Annotated in this window: 20 protein-coding genes, 4 tRNA genes and 2 pseudogenes; 19 read left to right on the top strand and 7 right to left on the bottom strand. The window is 57.7% G+C overall.

All coding sequences use genetic code 11. The features are described from left to right. Window positions 1-9 precede the first annotated feature (9 nt). Window positions 10-357: a hypothetical protein gene (locus tag ACA048_RS18975; protein WP_497625781.1), complete on the bottom strand. Its 348-nt coding sequence runs from the start codon at window positions 355-357 to the stop codon at window positions 10-12. Window positions 358-605: 248 nt separating this feature from the next. On the opposite strand from ACA048_RS18975, the gene ACA048_RS18970 reads away from it, so the two are divergent. After that, window positions 606-1,424 carry a shikimate 5-dehydrogenase gene (locus tag ACA048_RS18970; RefSeq protein ID WP_497625780.1) on the top strand — a complete coding sequence of 273 codons (819 nt, stop codon included), beginning with the start codon at window positions 606-608 and terminating at the stop codon, window positions 1,422-1,424. A 10-nt stretch (window positions 1,425-1,434) separates the two neighbouring features. Next, window positions 1,435-1,953 carry a cupin domain-containing protein gene (locus tag ACA048_RS18965; RefSeq protein WP_497625778.1) on the top strand — a complete coding sequence of 173 codons (519 nt, stop codon included), beginning with the start codon at window positions 1,435-1,437 and terminating at the stop codon, window positions 1,951-1,953. A gap of 144 nt (window positions 1,954-2,097) precedes the next feature. Here ACA048_RS18965 and ACA048_RS18960 read toward each other — a convergent pair whose 3' ends face one another. Beyond that, window positions 2,098-2,745, bottom strand: a complete 648-nt coding sequence (locus tag ACA048_RS18960; RefSeq protein WP_497625777.1) for a YceH family protein — start codon at window positions 2,743-2,745, stop codon at window positions 2,098-2,100. A gap of 299 nt (window positions 2,746-3,044) precedes the next feature. Between ACA048_RS18960 and ACA048_RS18955 the strand changes: the two are divergent. The 4 genes and pseudogenes from ACA048_RS18955 to ACA048_RS18940 all read left to right on the top strand — a co-directional run bounded on the left by ACA048_RS18955 (window position 3,045) and on the right by ACA048_RS18940 (window position 5,051). Then, window positions 3,045-3,777, top strand: a pseudogene (locus tag ACA048_RS18955) (glycosyltransferase family 2 protein). A gap of 23 nt (window positions 3,778-3,800) precedes the next feature. After that, entirely contained in the window at window positions 3,801-4,052 is a 252-nt protein-coding gene (locus ACA048_RS18950; protein WP_497629897.1) for a lipid-A-disaccharide synthase N-terminal domain-containing protein, read from the top strand. Window positions 4,053-4,086: 34 nt separating this feature from the next. Next, a complete protein-coding gene (locus tag ACA048_RS18945; protein WP_497625776.1) occupies window positions 4,087-4,413 on the top strand; it encodes an ArnT family glycosyltransferase in 327 nt (108 codons plus the stop codon). A 128-nt stretch (window positions 4,414-4,541) separates the two neighbouring features. Further along, a complete protein-coding gene (locus tag ACA048_RS18940) occupies window positions 4,542-5,051 on the top strand; it encodes a DUF1993 domain-containing protein (RefSeq protein WP_497625774.1) in 510 nt (169 codons plus the stop codon). A gap of 59 nt (window positions 5,052-5,110) precedes the next feature. Here the strand turns inward: ACA048_RS18940 and sstT are convergent, their stop codons facing one another. Then, window positions 5,111-6,343 (bottom strand): serine/threonine transporter SstT, encoded by a 1,233-nt coding sequence (gene sstT / locus ACA048_RS18935; RefSeq protein ID WP_497625773.1) that lies wholly within the window; start codon window positions 6,341-6,343, stop codon window positions 5,111-5,113. Window positions 6,344-6,649: 306 nt separating this feature from the next. Between sstT and ACA048_RS18930 the strand changes: the two genes are divergently transcribed. After that, window positions 6,650-7,804 carry an MFS transporter gene (locus ACA048_RS18930; protein WP_497625772.1) on the top strand — a complete coding sequence of 385 codons (1,155 nt, stop codon included), beginning with the start codon at window positions 6,650-6,652 and terminating at the stop codon, window positions 7,802-7,804. A 3-nt stretch (window positions 7,805-7,807) separates the two neighbouring features. Here ACA048_RS18930 and nhaR read toward each other — a convergent pair whose 3' ends face one another. Next, window positions 7,808-8,707: a transcriptional activator NhaR gene (nhaR, locus tag ACA048_RS18925; protein ID WP_497625771.1), complete on the bottom strand. Its 900-nt coding sequence runs from the start codon at window positions 8,705-8,707 to the stop codon at window positions 7,808-7,810. Window positions 8,708-8,842: 135 nt separating this feature from the next. On the opposite strand from nhaR, the gene ACA048_RS18920 reads away from it, so the two are divergent. Beyond that, window positions 8,843-9,085 (top strand): hypothetical protein, encoded by a 243-nt coding sequence (locus tag ACA048_RS18920; RefSeq protein WP_497625770.1) that lies wholly within the window; start codon window positions 8,843-8,845, stop codon window positions 9,083-9,085. 26 nt (window positions 9,086-9,111) lie between these two features. Next, window positions 9,112-9,861: a TerC family protein gene (locus tag ACA048_RS18915; protein ID WP_497625769.1), complete on the top strand. Its 750-nt coding sequence runs from the start codon at window positions 9,112-9,114 to the stop codon at window positions 9,859-9,861. Window positions 9,862-9,936: 75 nt separating this feature from the next. On the opposite strand, the gene ACA048_RS18910 is transcribed toward ACA048_RS18915, so the two are convergent. Next, a complete protein-coding gene (locus ACA048_RS18910; RefSeq protein WP_497625768.1) occupies window positions 9,937-10,107 on the bottom strand; it encodes a hypothetical protein in 171 nt (56 codons plus the stop codon). Window positions 10,108-10,273: 166 nt separating this feature from the next. Between ACA048_RS18910 and ACA048_RS18905 the strand changes: the two are divergent. From ACA048_RS18905 to ACA048_RS18895, 3 genes and pseudogenes are all read left to right on the top strand, one after another. After that, window positions 10,274-11,001, top strand: a pseudogene (locus ACA048_RS18905) (cysteine peptidase family C39 domain-containing protein). A gap of 95 nt (window positions 11,002-11,096) precedes the next feature. Next, window positions 11,097-11,303: a DUF6021 family protein gene (locus tag ACA048_RS18900; RefSeq protein ID WP_223517428.1), complete on the top strand. Its 207-nt coding sequence runs from the start codon at window positions 11,097-11,099 to the stop codon at window positions 11,301-11,303. Between the two features lie 16 nt (window positions 11,304-11,319). Beyond that, on the top strand, window positions 11,320-11,535 hold the full coding sequence (locus ACA048_RS18895) for a hypothetical protein (protein WP_497625767.1): 216 nt from the start codon (window positions 11,320-11,322) through the stop codon (window positions 11,533-11,535). Window positions 11,536-11,590: 55 nt separating this feature from the next. On the opposite strand, the gene pbpG is transcribed toward ACA048_RS18895, so the two are convergent. Further along, window positions 11,591-12,475: a D-alanyl-D-alanine endopeptidase gene (gene pbpG / locus ACA048_RS18890; RefSeq protein WP_497629896.1), complete on the bottom strand. Its 885-nt coding sequence runs from the start codon at window positions 12,473-12,475 to the stop codon at window positions 11,591-11,593. Between pbpG and ACA048_RS18885 the strand changes: the two genes are divergently transcribed. Then, window positions 12,387-12,611 carry a hypothetical protein gene (locus ACA048_RS18885; protein WP_497629950.1) on the top strand — a complete coding sequence of 75 codons (225 nt, stop codon included), beginning with the start codon at window positions 12,387-12,389 and terminating at the stop codon, window positions 12,609-12,611. The genes pbpG and ACA048_RS18885 overlap by 89 nt on opposite strands. A 155-nt stretch (window positions 12,612-12,766) precedes the next feature. Here the strand turns inward: ACA048_RS18885 and folD are convergent, their stop codons facing one another. Continuing rightward, window positions 12,767-13,621 carry a bifunctional methylenetetrahydrofolate dehydrogenase/methenyltetrahydrofolate cyclohydrolase FolD gene (gene folD, locus ACA048_RS18880; RefSeq protein ID WP_497625766.1) on the bottom strand — a complete coding sequence of 285 codons (855 nt, stop codon included), beginning with the start codon at window positions 13,619-13,621 and terminating at the stop codon, window positions 12,767-12,769. A 275-nt stretch (window positions 13,622-13,896) separates the two neighbouring features. Here folD and ACA048_RS18875 point away from each other — a divergent pair. From ACA048_RS18875 to clpP, 6 genes are all read left to right on the top strand, one after another. After that, window positions 13,897-13,973 (top strand) — tRNA-Arg (locus ACA048_RS18875). A gap of 32 nt (window positions 13,974-14,005) precedes the next feature. Then, window positions 14,006-14,081 (top strand) — tRNA-His (locus tag ACA048_RS18870). Window positions 14,082-14,137: 56 nt separating this feature from the next. Further along, a tRNA-Leu gene (locus tag ACA048_RS18865) sits at window positions 14,138-14,222 on the top strand. A gap of 78 nt (window positions 14,223-14,300) precedes the next feature. Continuing rightward, window positions 14,301-14,376, top strand: a tRNA-His gene (locus ACA048_RS18860). A 400-nt stretch (window positions 14,377-14,776) separates the two neighbouring features. Further along, window positions 14,777-16,087, top strand: coding sequence for a trigger factor (tig, locus tag ACA048_RS18855; RefSeq protein WP_497625765.1), 1,311 nt, complete (start codon window positions 14,777-14,779; stop codon window positions 16,085-16,087). Between the two features lie 93 nt (window positions 16,088-16,180). After that, window positions 16,181-16,816: an ATP-dependent Clp endopeptidase proteolytic subunit ClpP gene (gene clpP / locus ACA048_RS18850; protein ID WP_201118005.1), complete on the top strand. Its 636-nt coding sequence runs from the start codon at window positions 16,181-16,183 to the stop codon at window positions 16,814-16,816. The last annotated feature ends 102 nt before the right edge of the window (window positions 16,817-16,918 follow it).

Below are 16,918 nucleotides of genomic sequence, written 5' to 3'. Positions count from 1 at the left end.
GTGATTCTGTTACCAGTGGCCATAACCGTGGCCATTGCCATAGTAACCGCGTGGCGGGCCGTAATAACGCGGCGGGCCGTAGTAAATCGGTGCGGGGGCGTGGTAGACCGGTTGTTGCACGTAGACCGGCGCTGGCTGGTAGTAAACCGGTGGCGGTTGGTAATAAACCGGTTGTTGTACATAGACCGGCCGATTGGCGGTGATCAGGGCTGAACCGACGATGGCCGAACCGACAATCGCGCCATAGATCGCTGGACCTTGCCAGCAGTTACCACAACCACCGCCATGGGCTTGCGCCTGCCCTGTGACAGCGAGTACACCGATCAGCAAGGCAACTGCGGGAATTGAACGAATCATGATAATTCCTCGGCTCTTCGCCCCGGCGCTTGCGTCTGCAATAGACTCAAGGATTGTCGCGGGGGATACCTCTAAGACAGCATTCTTTCGAAAATCAGCACGGCCGTCGGGTAAATTTTGTGTAAGGTCTGTACCGGTTTCCTGACGGGCCTGTGCTATCTCGCGCTGCCTATACAGTAATGATCGAACAGGCCCGATGGAATGGCTAATCCCGTCCATCTGAAAGTGCTGTTGAAGGAGAAAGTTTCATGCAGATGAACCCCAATCGAGACACCCAACTGTGCATGTCGCTGTCCGCGCGCCCCGGTAACTTCGGCCTGCGGTTTCACAATCATCTGTATGAACAACTGGGCCTTAACTTCTACTACAAGGCCTTCAGCAGCCAGGATTTGCCCGGTGCCGTGGGTGGTATTCGCGCCCTGGGTATCCGTGGTTGCGGCGTGTCGATGCCGTTCAAGGAAGCGTGCATCGCACTGGTGGATGAACTCGACGCCTCGGCGGCGGCCATTCAATCGATCAACACCATCGTCAACACCGACGGTCATTTAAAGGCCTACAACACCGATTACATTGCCATCGAGCAACTGCTCAACACCCACGAAGTCCCCAAGGATTCGACCTTTGCCCTGCGCGGCAGCGGCGGCATGGCCAAGGCTGTGGCCAGCGCGTTGCGTGACGGTGGCTACAAAAACGGCTTGATTGTCGCCCGTAATGAACGCGCCGGGCGTGCATTGGCTGAGTCGCTGGGCTATCAGTGGCAAGCGGAACTGGGCGCACAGCGGCCGCAAATGCTGATCAACGTCACTCCGATCGGCATGACGGGCGGTCCGGAGGCCGATCAACTGGCGTTCGATTCTGAAACCATCGCCGCAGCCGAGACTGTCTTCGATGTGGTGGCAATCCCTTCGGAAACACCGCTGATCGTGCGAGGTCGCGCTGAAGGCAAGCGGGTGATTACCGGGTTGGAGGTTGTCGCGATCCAGGCGTTGGAGCAATTTGTGCTGTACACCGGTGTTCGGCCGACGGATGAGCAGTTTCACAAAGCTGTGGAATTTGCCCGCAGCTAGGAGGAGTCCCATGCATCCGCGTATTCTCAACCTGAACCAGATCGGTCTTGAATCGTTGCCCGAAGCCTTGGCGCCCACGGGCGACACGGCCGGACGCTATCAGCAGCGAATAGCCCGCGTCGGTCAGCAACTGGGCGCGCAGAAGCTTGGGTATCGGTTGTATGTGCTGGAACCGGGCATGCGAGGCAGTCCGTTTCACAGTCATCGGGTCAACGAGGAGATGTTTTACGTCGTGGCCGGGACAGGGGAGATTCGTCTCGGAAGCGAGCGTTTCCCGATTCGGGCCGGTGACGTGATCGCTTGCCCGACGGGTGGCCCGGAATCGGCGCATCAAATCATCAATACCAGCAACGCTGAACTGCGCTATCTGGCGGTCAGCACCCAGCAATCGCCTGAGATCTGCGAGTACCCGGATTCCGGAAAATACGCGGTGATGGATGATTTCAAGGTGGATGCCGAGGGCAATGCATCAGGCTTTGTCGCCATCGCCCGGCCGGGCGACGGTGTAGATTATTGGGAGGGTGAGTAGCTACAGGCGCCATCAATTCAATGTGTGAAGCGGGCTTGCTCGAAGGCGATGTGACAGTCACCCATGATGGTGAATGTCAGGGCCTCTTCGTCGGAACGCCGCCCGGAGCAAGCCCGCTCCCACAGTTTTATGTGTGTTGTCTGGTTATTCGAGGCGTGCCAGGCGTTCTTCCAGCGCAGCAACGCGCGCTTCAAGTTCTTCGATTCGCTCAATCGAAACGCCGCTACCAGCGCCGCGTTCTACCGGGTTCTGTCGCGCCGCCAGGATAACCTCGATATCCGCCGGATCACCCAGCGCATGCATATACCGGTCCTCGCGCTGCCCGGCCTGGCGCGGGATCAACAACGCCAACCCCCGAGCAATTAAACGCTCCAGTTGATGAACTACCTGTTCGGCGTCTTCAAATTCATGCATGCGCCCGCTGCGGGTCAGCAGTTCATTGACTGTTTGCGGGCCGCGCAAGAACAACAACCCGGTCAGAATCACCTGAGCCGGCACCAACTCCAGGGCCTTGTCGACCTTGTGTTCCCAGCGATCCGCGCGACTGCCCATCACCAGTTTGGTGAAGCCGCGTCCTTCCAGTGCCCGCAGGCTCTGGCCGACCTGGCCCTGGGTCAGGTTCATCACCGGTTCGCGGCTGGTTTTCTGGTTGCAAGCGATCACCAGGGCGTTGAGGGTCAGCGGATAGGTTTCCGGGCTGGTGGCCTGCTTTTCGATCAGCGAGCCCAAAATGCGGATTTCCGTGCTGTTAAGCCGCGGCTCGTCGAAGGTCGTCTCTTGCTCAGTGCTCATGGTGGCGCATCCTTACCCGGTTCATGTTTTTCACTTGCGTGAATGCACTTTAGATTGGCGAGCGCCAATGGCAACAGAATTCGTCGTGCTCCCGGGGAAACGATGATGAAACCGTGATGAAATCTTAACGCCATTTTTACAATCTGACGGGCACCGTAGGCGTGCTCGCGCCAGTGCTAACCGCTGTGGCCCGCAGGGCTGCACCGTTCCAATCAACTGACCCATGCATCGAGTCTCTCGGTGTAGGCTACTTTATTCGCCTCCGATAACTGAAAACCAATAAGGGCGAGAGAGACTCCATGAGCCAAGACATTTTTGTATCCGTACTGATTCCCGCCAAAAACGCAGCCAACAAACCTCAAGCCCCTGCTTGAGGAAATCCGCGTGGCCCTGGCTGACGAGCCCTACGAAATCATCGTCGTCAACGATGGCAGCACCGATGCCACCCTGCATGAGCTGTGACAGATCCGGCACAACGGCCTGAGCGCATTGCGCATCCTGCACCATGAACGCTCGCTGGGGCAGAGCACGTCGCTCTACCACACAGCGCTCGAGGCGCGCGGACACTGGTTGGCCACCCTTGATGGCGACGGGCAAAACGATCCGGCGGACATTCCCGGCATGCTGGCGCTGGTGCGCGGCCGGGCGACGTGCAATTGGTGGCCGGACACCGCGTCAATCGCCGCGATACCGCGAGCAAACGCTGGGCCTCGCGTTTCGCCAATGGACTGCGCCGCCGCTTGCTCAAGGACGCCACCCCGGATACCGGTTGCGGCTTGAAACTGATCGAGCGCGCCGCGTTTTTGCGTCTACCGTACTTCGACCCTATGCAGCGATTTATTTCCTGCGCTGATCCAGCGTCATAACGGCCGAATGATCGTCCATCCGGTCAACCACCGCCCGCGCACCGCCGGGGTGTCCAAGTACGGCAATCTCGACCGCGCCCTGGTGGGCATCCTCGACCTGGTCGGGGTCTGGTGGCTGATCAAGCGCACGCGTTTGAACACCCATGCACAGGAAATCGAAGGATGATCCTTTCCCGCGAAGCCTTGTGACTGACGGTCGGTTTTCTCGGCCAGATTGCCTTTACCGGCCGCTTTGTCCTGCAGTGGCTGTACAGCGAATACAAAAAACGCAGCGTGATCCCGGTGAATTTCTGGTACCTGAGCATCGTCGGCAGCATGCTTTTGCTCGCGTATGCCATTTACCGGGAAGCCCCGGTGTTCATCGTCGGCCAGGCCTTTGGCACTATCGTTTACTTTCGCAACTTGCAGTTGATCGCCAAAAGCAACAACCTGAAGGAGTAGGTCATGCGCGGATCGTTCGACCCGAAATATCACGTTGCTGGCGGCGGTCGCCATCGCGCTGCTGTTTTTCTGGGGACTGGGCAGCGTACCGTTTCTCAGCGTCAACGAGGCGCGCCGCGCCGTCACCGTGTGTGAAATGCACGAAGCCGGGAGCTGGCTGCTGCCGTACATGAACGGCGATTTGTACCTGTCCAAACCGCCGTTTTTCTATTGGGCCGGCCTGTTATCGACGGCCGTGCTGGGCAGTATGTCCGAGTGGAGCGTACGCTGCCTTCGGCGCTGGCGGCGACTTTGTGCTGCCTCGATCCGCATTTGCAGAACCTGGCGTCGTGCAAAGGCGGTGAAGTCGACTCCTATCTGAAACCGCACCGCGCCGCACTGCTCGTGCGCATGGGTGGGGACTGCCACTGAAAAAGACCCGTCGCAGGAGGGGCGGGCATGGCTATAATCGGCCGACGTTTTCCCCTCCTGTCACCACACGAGACTGCCATGACCATTTCCCTGTACGACGCTTCTGTCCCTGTTTTCAAGCAAATGCTCACCGCCCTGAGTGACGTGCTGAAAAAAGCTGAAGCGCAGGCTACCGAAAAGAACATCGACCCGAACGCGTTCCTGCAAGCCCGCCTGTACCCGGACATGTTCCCGCTGGTGCGTCAGGTGCAGATCGCCGTTGATTTCGCCAAAGGCGTTTCCTCGCGTCTGGCCGAAGTTGAAGTGCCGAAGTACGAAGACACCGAAACCACCTTCGCCGAGCTGCAAGCACTGCTGACCAAGGTTCTGGCTTACATCGCCGAGATCAAGCCGGAGCAGATCAATGGCAAGGAAGGCATCGAGATCGTTACTCGTCCGGGCACTCCGAAAGAGAAGCGCTTCAGTGGTCAGGCCTACCTGCTGAGCTACGGCCTGCCCCAGTTCTTCTTCCACGTCACCACTGCGTACGCACTGCTGCGTCACAACGGTGTGGACGTGGGCAAACGCGATTACATGGGCGCGTTCTAAACCGTCCGGATACAAAAAAGCCCCCGCAGCCTTGGGTTGCGGGGGTTTTTTCATGTTGGTCAGGCGAGGCGTTCGGCTTTCTGTTCTTCACCCAGGCACGCCGCGGCGGTGAACAGCACGTCTGTAGACGAGTTCAGCGCGGTCTCCGCCGAATCCTGTAACACGCCAATGATGAACCCGACCGCCACCACCTGCATGGCGATTTCGCTCGGGATGCCGAACAGGCTGCACGCCAGTGGGATCAGCAGCAACGAACCACCCGCCACGCCCGAAGCGCCACAGGCGCAGATTGCCGCGACGACGCTCAGCAGAATCGCGGTCGCAATGTCCACGGTGATGCCCAGGGTGTGCACTGCTGCAAGGGTCAACACGGTGATGGTGATCGCCGCACCGGCCATGTTGATGGTAGCGCCCAGCGGGATCGACACCGAGTAGGTGTCTTCATGCAAGCCCAGACGCTTGCTCAACTCCAGGTTGACCGGAATGTTCGCCGCTGAGCTGCGAGTGAAAAACGCAGTAATGCCGCTCTCGCGCAAGCAGGTCAGCACCAGCGGATACGGGTTGCGGCGCAGCTTCCAGAACACGATGACCGGGTTCATCACCAGCGCCACGAACAGCATGCAGCCGAGCAGCACGGCCAGCAAATGCGCGTAGCCGATCAAGGCGCCAAAGCCGGAGGTGGCGAGGGTCGAAGCCACCAGGCCGAAGATCCCCAGCGGTGCGAAGCGAATCACCAGCCGCACGATCAGCGTCACGCCGTTGGACAGGTCGCCCAGCACTTCACGGGTGGTATCGCCGGCATGGCGAATGGCGACGCCCATGCCGATGGCCCAGGCCAGGATACCGATGAAGTTGGCATTCATCAGCGCGCTGACCGGGTTATCGACCACGCTCAGCAGCAGGCTTTGCAGCACTTCGCCGATACCACCCGGCGCGGTGACCGCGACATCGTGGGTGGCGAGCACCAGGCTCGACGGGAACATCATGCTGGCCACCACCGCGACCACCGCTGCGGCAAACGTCCCCAGCAAATACAAAAACAGAATCGGCCGGATGTGGGTTTCCTGGCCGTGCTTATGGTTGGCAATGGACGCCATGACCAGCACGAACACCAGAATCGGTGCGACGGCTTTCAGTGCAGAGACGAACACTTTGCCGATGAAGGCGCAGGACTTGGCCACGTCCGGCGCGAGCAGCGCCAACGCAATCCCGGCGATCAGGCCGATGATGATTTGCGTGACCAGACTCAAGCGTTTCAGGCGTTGCAATAGCGAAGGGGATGAAGCGGTCATAAAACGGCATCTCTGATTTTTTATAGGTGCAGGGTTTCGCAGGTATGCAGCAACAAACTGGGCAGGCCGCAGGCAGGAAACCGAAAAGGAACCACAGGGTGTACGTTTTTCAGGGCGCGGACTTTATCACAGCGCAGGACTGATCCTTCAGAGCTGTGACGATCTGTCACCCGCGCAAACAACGAGATAAACAGGTTCGTGCAACCCTGTTTGGAAACACTCTGTTAAGATTCGCCATCCTCATTTTCAAGTCTGCCAGTGGGCCTTCGGGCTATTCGCTGGTGTCGTCGTTTTCTGGAGTTGTGCATGCTGTTGCCCATTCTTCTGTTGTCTGCCGCCGGTTTCACGGTGCTGACCACGGAGTTCGTCATCGTCGGCCTGTTGCCGGCCATCGCCCGAGACCTTGAAGTCAGCATCCCGCAAGCGGGTTTGCTGGTGACTTTGTTCGCCTTTACCGTCGCGGCTTTCGGGCCGTTCCTGACCGCGTACTTCGCACGCTTTGAACGCCGCAAACTGTTCATCTCTGTGCTGATCATGTTCGGTCTGGCCAACACCCTGGCGGCGTTTGCGCCCAATATCTGGGTGATGGCATTTGCCCGGTTGATCCCGGCACTGGGGTTGCCGGTGTTCTGGGCCCTGGCCAGTGAAACAGCGGTGGACATTGTCGGCCCCGATTACGCGGGGCGCGCCATCGCCAAGATCGGCTTCGGCATTGTTTGTGCCACGGTGTTCGGTATTCCGGTGGGCACGCTGATCTCCGATGCGTTCGGCTGGCGCAGCGCCTTTGGCATTCTGGCGGTGATCGCCTTTGCCAAAGCCTTGCTGTTGTTTATTTACCTGCCGAAAACCAATCTGCACCAGCATCAGGTGAGTTTCCGTTCGCAATTCAAAATCCTGCGCAGCCCGCTGATGGTCGGCCATGTGGTGTTGTCGATTGTGGTCTTCAGCGGCATGTTTACCGCTTATACCTACCTGGCGGACATTCTTGAACGCCTGGCCGGTTTCGACGGCACGTTGGTCGGCTGGTGCCTGATGGGCTTTGGCGCGGTCGGGCTGATCGGTAACTCGCTGGGCGGCCGTGCGGTGGATCGTCATCCGCTGATCGCTTCGGTGATGTTCTGCGCGTTCATGATTGCTGGCCTGGTGGCGCTGGTGCCGAACATTCATTCGCCCCTCGGTCTGGCGGCAGCGATGGGCATCTGGGGCGTGACGCAGGCGGCGTTGTTTCTGGTCAGCCATGTGCGCCTGATGAAGGCGGCGCCCGAGGCGCCGGCATTTGCCGCGTCGTTGAACATTGCCGGGGCCAACCTCGGCATCGGCCTGGGCGCCATGGTCGGTGGCCGGGTGATCGACAGCGTCGGGCTGCAAGGCCTGGGTTTTGCGGCGGCCGGTTTTATCCTCGCCTCGATTCTGCTGGCGATTGCGCTGATGACCTTCAAGCCGCGTGAAGTCTGCGCTTGAAGCTTAAAGTTCAGTAAACAACTGGCGTCGGGCACCTTCGGTAATGGCGACAATGCCGGGGTGCTTGACCTTGCGCTCCACTGAAATGGCGTAGAACGACTCGGTCACGGCGTCGGTCTGGCCAATCACTTCCACGCCATATTGGCGTTTCACTTCATCGGCAATCACGCTCGGCCCGATGAAGATGCCGCTGCCGGACTGACCGAAAGCCTGCATCAACGCGCTGTCGTCGAACTCGCCGACGATGCGCGGCTGGATCTGCTGCTCGGCAAACCAGCGCTGCAAGCGGTTGCGCACCACGGTTTCCGGCCCCGGAATCAACAGCGGTGCGCCGTGCAGGCTGCGGGGGAAATCCTGGCCATACTGCGCGGCCAGTTCAGCCGTGGCAAAGAAGCTGATTCCGCACTCCCCGAGTTTCTGGCTGTAGCCCTTGATGTCCAGGTGCGAGGGCATCGGGCTGTCGGAAATCACCATGTCCAGGCGCTGGATCGCCAGGTCGGCGAGCAAACGTTCGAGTTTGTCCTCGCGACAGGTAATGCGCAGCGGCTCGCTCAATTCCATGGTCGGCGCGATCAGTCGATAGACGATGGACTTGGGCACGACGTCCGCGACACCGACCCGAAACTGAATTTGCTGCTCGTTGGGCTGCGCTCGCAGCATCAATTCCAGTTCACCACCCAATTGAAACATCTGCTCGGCGTAGGGCAGGGCCTGGCGGCCCGCCTCGGTGAGTTCAAGTTGCCGGCCCACCCGTCGAAACAACTCGATGCCGTAGGTTTGCTCAAGCAGTGAGATTTGCCCGCTGATGGTCTGGGGTGTCAGATTGAGCTGCTCGCAGGCGCGCACGATGCTGCCGGTCTTGGCCACCACCCAGAAGTAATGCAATTGCCGATAGTTGAGCATGACGGTCTACAGTTCGTAAAAACCGAAGTATAACCGCTAAAAAAACGAATTTTCCTGAAGTGTTTGCGTCTCTAGAATGCGTCGCTATCAACGGGCCATGGTTTTGGTGCCGTTTGTTCTAACGAGGGAAGCATCATGAAATACAAAACCACAGCAGTGCTGTTCGCGTCTTTACTGGTATTGGCCGGTTGCGACCAGGCCGAAAAAAGCGCTCAGCAACTGATGGGCAAGGCTGCCGAAAGCGCTAAACAGGCGATTGACGACACCCACAAGGCCGCGGAACAAGCACTCAGCGATGCCACCGGCGGCATAATCAGCAAGAAAGAACCATCGGGCGATAACAAAGAAAAAACCGAATCTTCGTCCCAGGAAATTTAACGTCTAATACGAGTCAGGACTGACCCATGGAATACCTTTTAGAACTTGCTGCAAGCCCTGCCGCCTGGGTCGCCCTGGCCACCCTGGTGGTGATGGAAATCGTGCTCGGTATCGATAACCTGATCTTTATCTCGATCCTGACGAATAAACTGCCTGAGCAGCATCGACAGAAAGCCCGCCGCATTGGTATCGGCATGGCGCTGATCCTGCGTTTGGCGCTGCTGAGCACCATCGCGTTCATCGTCCAGTTGACGGAGCCTGTGATCGAAATCCTCGGCAAGGCGTTCTCCTGGAAGGACATGATCCTGATTGCCGGCGGCCTGTTCCTGTTGTGGAAGGCGACCACCGAGATCCATCACAGCATGGACCCGGCGCCGGAAGATCCGAAGTCGGCGACGTCGACCGTGACTCTGGGCTTTGCCGCTGCGATTGGTCAGATCCTGATGCTGGACATGGTGTTCTCCATCGACAGCATCATCACTGCTGTCGGCATGACTGAGCATTTGCCGATCATGATCATTGCGGTGGTGGTGTCGGTGTTGGTGATGTTGCTGGCGGCTGATCCATTGGCCAGGTTCATCAACGACAACCCGACGGTAGTGATGCTGGCGCTGGGCTTCTTGATCATGATCGGCATGACGCTGATCGCCGAAGGCTTCGGCGCTCACGTACCGAAAGGCTACGTCTATGCGGCCATGGTGTTCTCGGCAACGATTGAGGGCTTGAACATGATGTCGCGCCGGGCCAGGCAGAAGCGCATTGCCTCTGAAGCTTGATCGGCGATAAATGAAAAGGCCGCCTGAATACGAATGTGTTCAGGCGGCCTTTTTTTTGAAGACTGAAATGGCTATTCAGTGCGCGGTGGCATGGTGTTCAGCCGGTTTTTCGTTTTCGACCTCAGCCGGCGATTGAACCAGGTGGTGATGGTGCCGCCGGGTAATGCGCAGGACTCCCCATAACATGGCAGCGGCAACGGCCAGCCAGCCAGTAATCAACATCACGATCGTCATTGCCAGGCTCATCGTGCCTCCTCTTTGCCCTGCATCGGGCACACACGTTTTGCAAATATCAGTCTAGTCGCAGCTGTGTGTCAGACAATCGACCAAAGGTCTACTGGCACCAACAAGTTCGCTCTATCGAATGTACTCAACTGCCGGTTAAAGCTATACCGCCGTCACGCGGCGTCTTATGATCGACGGCCAAGCCGGGAGCCTGTTGCCTGGCGTCTGAACAAGAGTGTGAAGATGGAGCGGGTATTTTCTCGAATTCGAGCGGCGGCGCTGATTGTTGGCTGCGTTGCCGGGTTGGCAGGTTGCGCCGGGAGCGTTGCGCCTGAAATCCAGCGTCTGCCGGAGCGGGTGGAACTCAGCGGTACGTTCTACCGCGGGCAAGCCTATCAAAGCGGACCGCAAGTGTTGGCCAGCATGTTGGCGCAGCAGGGCATCGTGATTACCCCGGGTTTGCTCGAAAAACCGCTGCATTTGCCGGGCGCCGAGGACAAGTTGCAGCAGAACATGCAGAGCCTGGCCCGTGAATACGGGATGGTGGTTTACCCCCTCGACAGCACTTTGCCAGCGCTGCTGACTCAGGTCGCCGCCGGCTTTCCGGTGATGGTGCGCTTCACGGAAGGCACGGCGCTCTGGTCTGAGCCGCGCTACGCCATTCTCGCCGGTTACAACCGTAAGAAGCAGACCGTTTTGCTGCGTGTGGGGATGGATCGTCGGGATTTGATGAGCTTCAGCTCGTTTGAATCCTCGTTCAAGGATGCTGGCGGCTGGGCCGTGCTGATCCAAAAGCCGAATCAGATTCCGGCCAACGTTGATCAGCAGCGTTGGCTCAAGGCGGCGAATGATCTGGGGCAGGCCGGTCAGGAGCAAGCGGCTGCGCGGGCCAAGAAGGCCCTGACTGCGCAGTAAACGTCCGTTCGTCATTCTGCATGGCACTGCCGTGCGCACTCGCTCTCTAAAGGAAAGCGCCCGGATTTGTCCGGGCCACACCCAAGGAGGCGCCCATGGCACATTCCACTACCCCTGAGGGCCCGCACTCGTCCGAGCATTCTTCGGGCGATGAGTTGGGGTTCGATCCCGATTCGCCGGACCTCGCCGACCCTCAGGTCGATCCCATCGGTCCCGCCAAGGCGCCCAGGGACGTGAAACCGGGCGACAACCCAAAGGCGCCAGCGAAGCCCTATGACCCTCTTGCTGATCTGAAACCCTGAGCCTGATGAGGTGCCTATGTCTACCGATTCGAGTTTTGATGACAAACGTCCGGACAGCGTTCCGACAACCCCTGAAGAGGATCTGGACCCGGTGATGGATCCGGACAGTCCGCTGCGCGATCCTTTGGCCAGGCCAGTGGTGGTGTCGACGGAGCCCCCCAAGGGCTATCGTGACCCGAGCGCCGGGGATGGCATTCCGGATGACGACCAGATGCCGCTGCCCAACGACTGAGATCCGCCCAACAAAAAGCCCCGAATATTCGGGGCTTTGTTTTCAGGGCGCTTGTCTATTTCGAGGCTTCAATCACCCCGGTCTGACGGCTTTTGAGATTCTTGTCGGACTTGTATTGCAAGGCTACCGAAGGCACATCTGCGGCCTTGCCGGATTCTACCCAGTTGCGAATACGGGTAGCGTCGGCAAAGTGGGTGTACTTGCCATAGGCATCAAGAATGACCAGCGCAACCTGGCGATTACCCATGCTGGTGACCAGCACCAGGCAGTGACCCGCCTCGTTGGTAAAGCCGGTTTTCGTCAGCTGGATGTCCCAGTCCTGTTTGCGGACCAAATGGTCGGTATTGCGGAACGCCAGGTTGTAGTTGGGCTTGCGGAACGACACGATCTTTTCTTTTGTAGTACTGAGTTCGGTCAATAGCGGTTGCTTGTGCGCAGCGACCAGTAGTTTGCTCAGGTCACGAGCAGTGGACACGTTTCGTGGGGAGAGGCCGGTTGGCTCAACAAAGTGGGTGTTGGTCATGCCCAGCGCCCTGGCCTTGGCGTTCATCGCGGCGATGAAGGCCGCATAGCCGCCCGGATAATGGTGGGCCAGACTCGCCGCCGCACGATTTTCCGAAGACATCAGCGCAATCAGCAGCATTTCCCGGCGGGGCATTTCGCTGTTGAGTTTGACCCTGGAGAACACGCCCTTCATTTCCGGGGTGTCACTGATGTTGATGTTGATGTATTCGTCCATGTTCTGCCGGGCTTCAACCACGACAAGGCCTGTCATCAGTTTGCTGACGGACGCGATCGGTACCACCACGTCAGGGTTGCTGGCGTAGATGATTTTGTTGGTCTGCATATCCATGACTAATGAGCTGCCCGAAGCGAGTTTGAGATGTGTCGTATCTCGAGGCGCAGCGGTGGTATCGCCAGCGCTGGCGATTGGCGTGATGAAAGTCCCTGCAACTGCAAAAAATAGGCTCAGGATGGATAGACGGATTTTCACGCTGGCAGACTCATTAGGTGTTGATAAGCCGTTTTGTAACGGGCTATTTCGTAAAAAGCGCGACATTCTGGAGTATGGCTGAATAACTGTCGATGGTTGTTCCGGGAAGTAATGAAAGTCTTCTGGAATATGAAAAAAACGTCATTTTCCGGCGGCTGGTCGGACTTTTTTTTCGGGCAAAAAGAACCCCGCCGAGGGCGGGGTTGTTTAACTCGCTGTTTGCCTCTGCTTTGGCGCTTAGCTGTGCAGGGTTTCCGCCGCGTACAGCGTGTTTTCCAGCAGGCAGGCGCGGGTCATCGGGCCAACACCACCCGGTACTGGTGTGATCCAGCCGGCGCGGGGCAGGGCGGTTTCGTAAATCACGTCGCCGACCAGTTTGCCGTCTTCCTGGCGGTTGATACCGACGTCGATCACGATTGCGCCTTCCTTGATCCATTCACCCTTGACCAGGCCGGGCTTGCCAGCGGCAACCACCACCAGATCGGCTCGACCAACGTGGCCGGCCAGGTCCTTGGTGAAGCGGTGAGTGACGGTCACGGTGCAACCGGCCAGCAGCAATTCCATCGCCATCGGGCGGCCAACGATGTTGGACGCGCCAACAACCACGGCATCCATCCCGTAAAGATCGACACCGGTGCTTTCCAGCAAGGTCATGATGCCTTTAGGGGTGCATGGGCGCAGCAGTGGGATTCGCTGGGCCAGACGACCGACGTTATAAGGATGGAAACCGTCGACGTCTTTATCCGGACGAATGCGCTCCAGCAATTTGGAGGCATCCAGGTGTTCGGGTAATGGAAGCTGAAGCAGAACGCCGTCAATTGTCGGGTCGTCGTTCAGGCGATCGATTAGATCGGTCAGCGCTTCTTGAGTGGTTTCGGAAGGCAGGTCGTAGGCTTGGGATATAAAGCCGACCTCTTCGCAGTCTTTACGCTTGTGCGAGACATAAACCTGAGAGGCGGGATCGCTGCCGACCAGGATTACCGCGAGGCCGGGTGTGCGCAAGCCTTGCTCGCGACGCTCGGCGACTCGTTTGGCGATCTGCTGGCGCAGGCTGGCGGCGATCGATTTGCCGTCGATTAGTTGTGCAGTCATTGCGCGTGATTAACCATCGAGAGGGGAAAAAAAGAGAACGCATTCTCGCATGTCATGAGGTGAGGGCAAAGGCGCTTGGTCTGCAAATTCCCCTAACTCCTTTAATTAAATGAATTTTTTATAAAAAGCATTTGACGGCCCTCGGGGGGCTCTATACTATTCGTCGCACTTGTCGGGCACAGCCTAGCACTGGTTAGGAAGGTCAAGCGGGATTGCGGTTCTGCAAGACTGGAAAGCACTTAGTTTGTAGTCCTCCAAGAGTACAAATTAACAAGGCGCCCGTAGCTCAGCTGGATAGAGCATCCGCCTTCTAAGCGGATGGTCGCAGGTTCGAGTCCTGCCGGGTGCGCCATTAGGCAGCTTTGGCACAAGTAGCGCAATATGGTGGGCGTAGCTCAGTTGGTAGAGCACGGGATTGTGACTCCCGTTGTCGAGGGTTCGATCCCCTTCGTCCACCCCATATTTCGAAAGGCGCCAGATTAACAATCTGGCGCCTTTGCTTTAACAGCTTCAACCGCGGATGTGGTGGAATTGGTAGACACACTGGATTTAGGTTCCAGCGCCGCGAGGCGTAAGAGTTCGAGTCTCTTCATCCGCACCAAATAAAGCTTCACTCATGCCGATTGGCGTGGCTGGGGCTGAACAAAGAAGTTGTTTGGCTTCTTTGGCATGCAATATGGTGGGCGTAGCTCAGTTGGTAGAGCACGGGATTGTGACTCCCGTTGTCGAGGGTTCGATCCCCTTCGTCCACCCCATATTTCGAGAGGCGCCAGATTTAACAGTCTGGCGCCTTTTTTGTTTCAGCGGTTCGAGTGATTGGCGGCTGCAGGTTTTGGGTCGCAGGGGCAGGGCGTTTCGTCGTATTTATGTTTCTCGATGATGCCGCGCTGCCCGCCGGCCTTGCTTGCAAGATCGGCTGTCAGGGAGATGAGTGGCAACCGCTTCTATATAGAAGGGTTGGCGCAGGGCCCTGGCGTGATTGGCTGTATTTGCCATCGGGGCGAGGTGCATTCGTGCATTCGCACCTATAAATTGCCTGCTGCGTTTTTACCCGTTTTCAGTAGGGTGACTTCTTGAGTTTGACCCACTAGAATGCATGCCCTTGATTCTGGGGTCGGAAACGGCCGGCTAACGTCTGTGCAACGAGGAATATCCATGCAAGTTTCTGTTGAAAATACTACTGCTCTTGAGCGCCGCATGAGCGTCACCGTGCCGGCTGAGCGCATCGAGAGCCAGGTCAACAAGCGTCTGCAGCAGACCGCCCAAAAGGCCAAGATTGCTGGCTTCCGTCCAGGCAAAGTGCCAATGAGCGAAATCAAGCGCCGTTTCGGTGCTGATGCGCGTCAAGAAGCCGTGGGCGATGTGATCCAGTCTTCTTTCTACGAGGCTGTTGTCGAGCAAAAGCTGAACCCGGCTGGATCGCCTTCGATCGAGCCTAAATCCCTGGAAGCAGGCAAGGACCTGGAATACGTAGCCGTATTCGAAGTGTTCCCTGAGTTCACCGTAGCCGGTTTCGAAGGTATCACCGTAGAGCGCCTGAGCGCTGACGTGACTGATGCCGATCTGGACAAAATGCTGGAAATTCTGCGCAAGCAGAACACCCGTTTCGAAGTGGCCGATCGCGCTGCACAGAACGAAGACCAGTTGAACATCGATTTCGTCGGCAAGGTTGACGGTGAAGTGTTCGCTGGCGGTTCCGCCAAGGGCACTCAGCTGGTGCTGGGTTCCGGCCGCATGATCCCTGGCTTCGAAGACGGTCTGGTTGGCGCTAAAGCCGGCGAAGAACGTGTTCTGAACCTGACCTTCCCGGCTGACTATCAGAACCTCGACCTGGCCGGCAAAACTGCCGAGTTCACTGTTACCGTGAACACTGTTTCCGAGCCAAAACTGCCAGAACTGACCGAAGAATTCTTCGCTCAATTCGGTATCAAGGAAACCGGTCTGGAAGGCTTCCGCACCGAAGTTCGCAAGAACATGGAGCGCGAACTGCGTCAGGCGATCAAATCCAAGGTCAAGAATCAGGTAATGGACGGTCTGCTGGCCACCAACCCGATCGAAGTGCCTAAGGCTCTGCTGTCCAACGAAGTTGACCGTCTGCGCGTGCAGGCTGTTCAGCAGTTCGGCGGCAACATCAAGCCTGACCAACTGCCGGCCGAGCTGTTTGAAGAACAAGCCAGGCGCCGTGTTGTACTGGGTCTGATCGTGGCTGAAGTGGTCAAGCAATTCGACCTCAAGCCTGACGAAACCCGCGTTCGCGAAATGATTCAGGAAATGGCTTCGGCCTACCAAGAGCCTGAGCAGGTCGTGTCCTGGTACTACAAGAACGACCAGCAGCTGAACGAAGTCCGTTCGGTTGTGCTGGAAGAACAAGTTGTGGATACTGTTCTGCAGAAAGCTAGTGTGACCGACAAATCGGTCTCTTACGAAGAAGCAGTCAAGCCGGTAGAAGCTCCACAAGCCGACTGATCGTTTTTGCGGTAAGAAGTAATCACCATAAGCCAGCCTTCGTGCTGGCTTATGCGTATTCAAGACATAACTATTTGGGAGTGACTGCAGAGCATGTTCCGTAATTCGTATATTCAGCAGAACTCTGATATCCAGGCCGCAGGCGGCCTGGTCCCGATGGTTGTCGAGCAATCTGCTCGTGGCGAGCGCGCCTATGACATCTACTCGCGCCTTCTCAAGGAGCGAGTGATCTTTCTGGTTGGTCCGGTAGAGGACTACATGGCCAACCTGATCTGTGCGCAACTGCTGTTCCTTGAAGCGGAAAACCCGGACAAGGACATCCATCTCTATATCAACTCCCCGGGCGGTTCGGTGACGGCGGGCATGTCGATCTACGACACCATGCAGTTCATCAAGCCAAACGTGTCGACTACCTGTATCGGTCAAGCGTGCAGCATGGGCGCGTTTCTTCTGACGGCCGGTGCCGCTGGCAAGCGTTACTGCCTGCCAAATTCGCGTGTGATGATTCACCAGCCTCTGGGCGGTTTCCAGGGCCAGGCCTCGGATATCGAAATCCATGCCAAGGAAATCCTCTTCATTCGTGAGCGTCTCAACACGTTGATGGCCCAGCACAGCGGGCACACTCTTGAAGAAATCGAGCGCGATACCAATCGCGACAATTTCATGAGTGCAGAAGCTGCGCGTGAGTACGGGTTGATCGATGAAGTGATCAGCCAGCGCCCGGCTTAAAAATAAGCAGCTCAAAATAAGGATGGTCGGCTGGTCTGATCACCGGCGGGCTTGAAAAAGCCCGCAATAGCCTTCATCTTGTGTTGCAAGCCTATCGGATTT

This window comes from Pseudomonas sp. LBUM1659, assembly GCF_059716045.1.
Note: the sequence above shows the minus strand (reverse complement) of the source record. Positions and strands in the feature narration are given on the sequence as shown.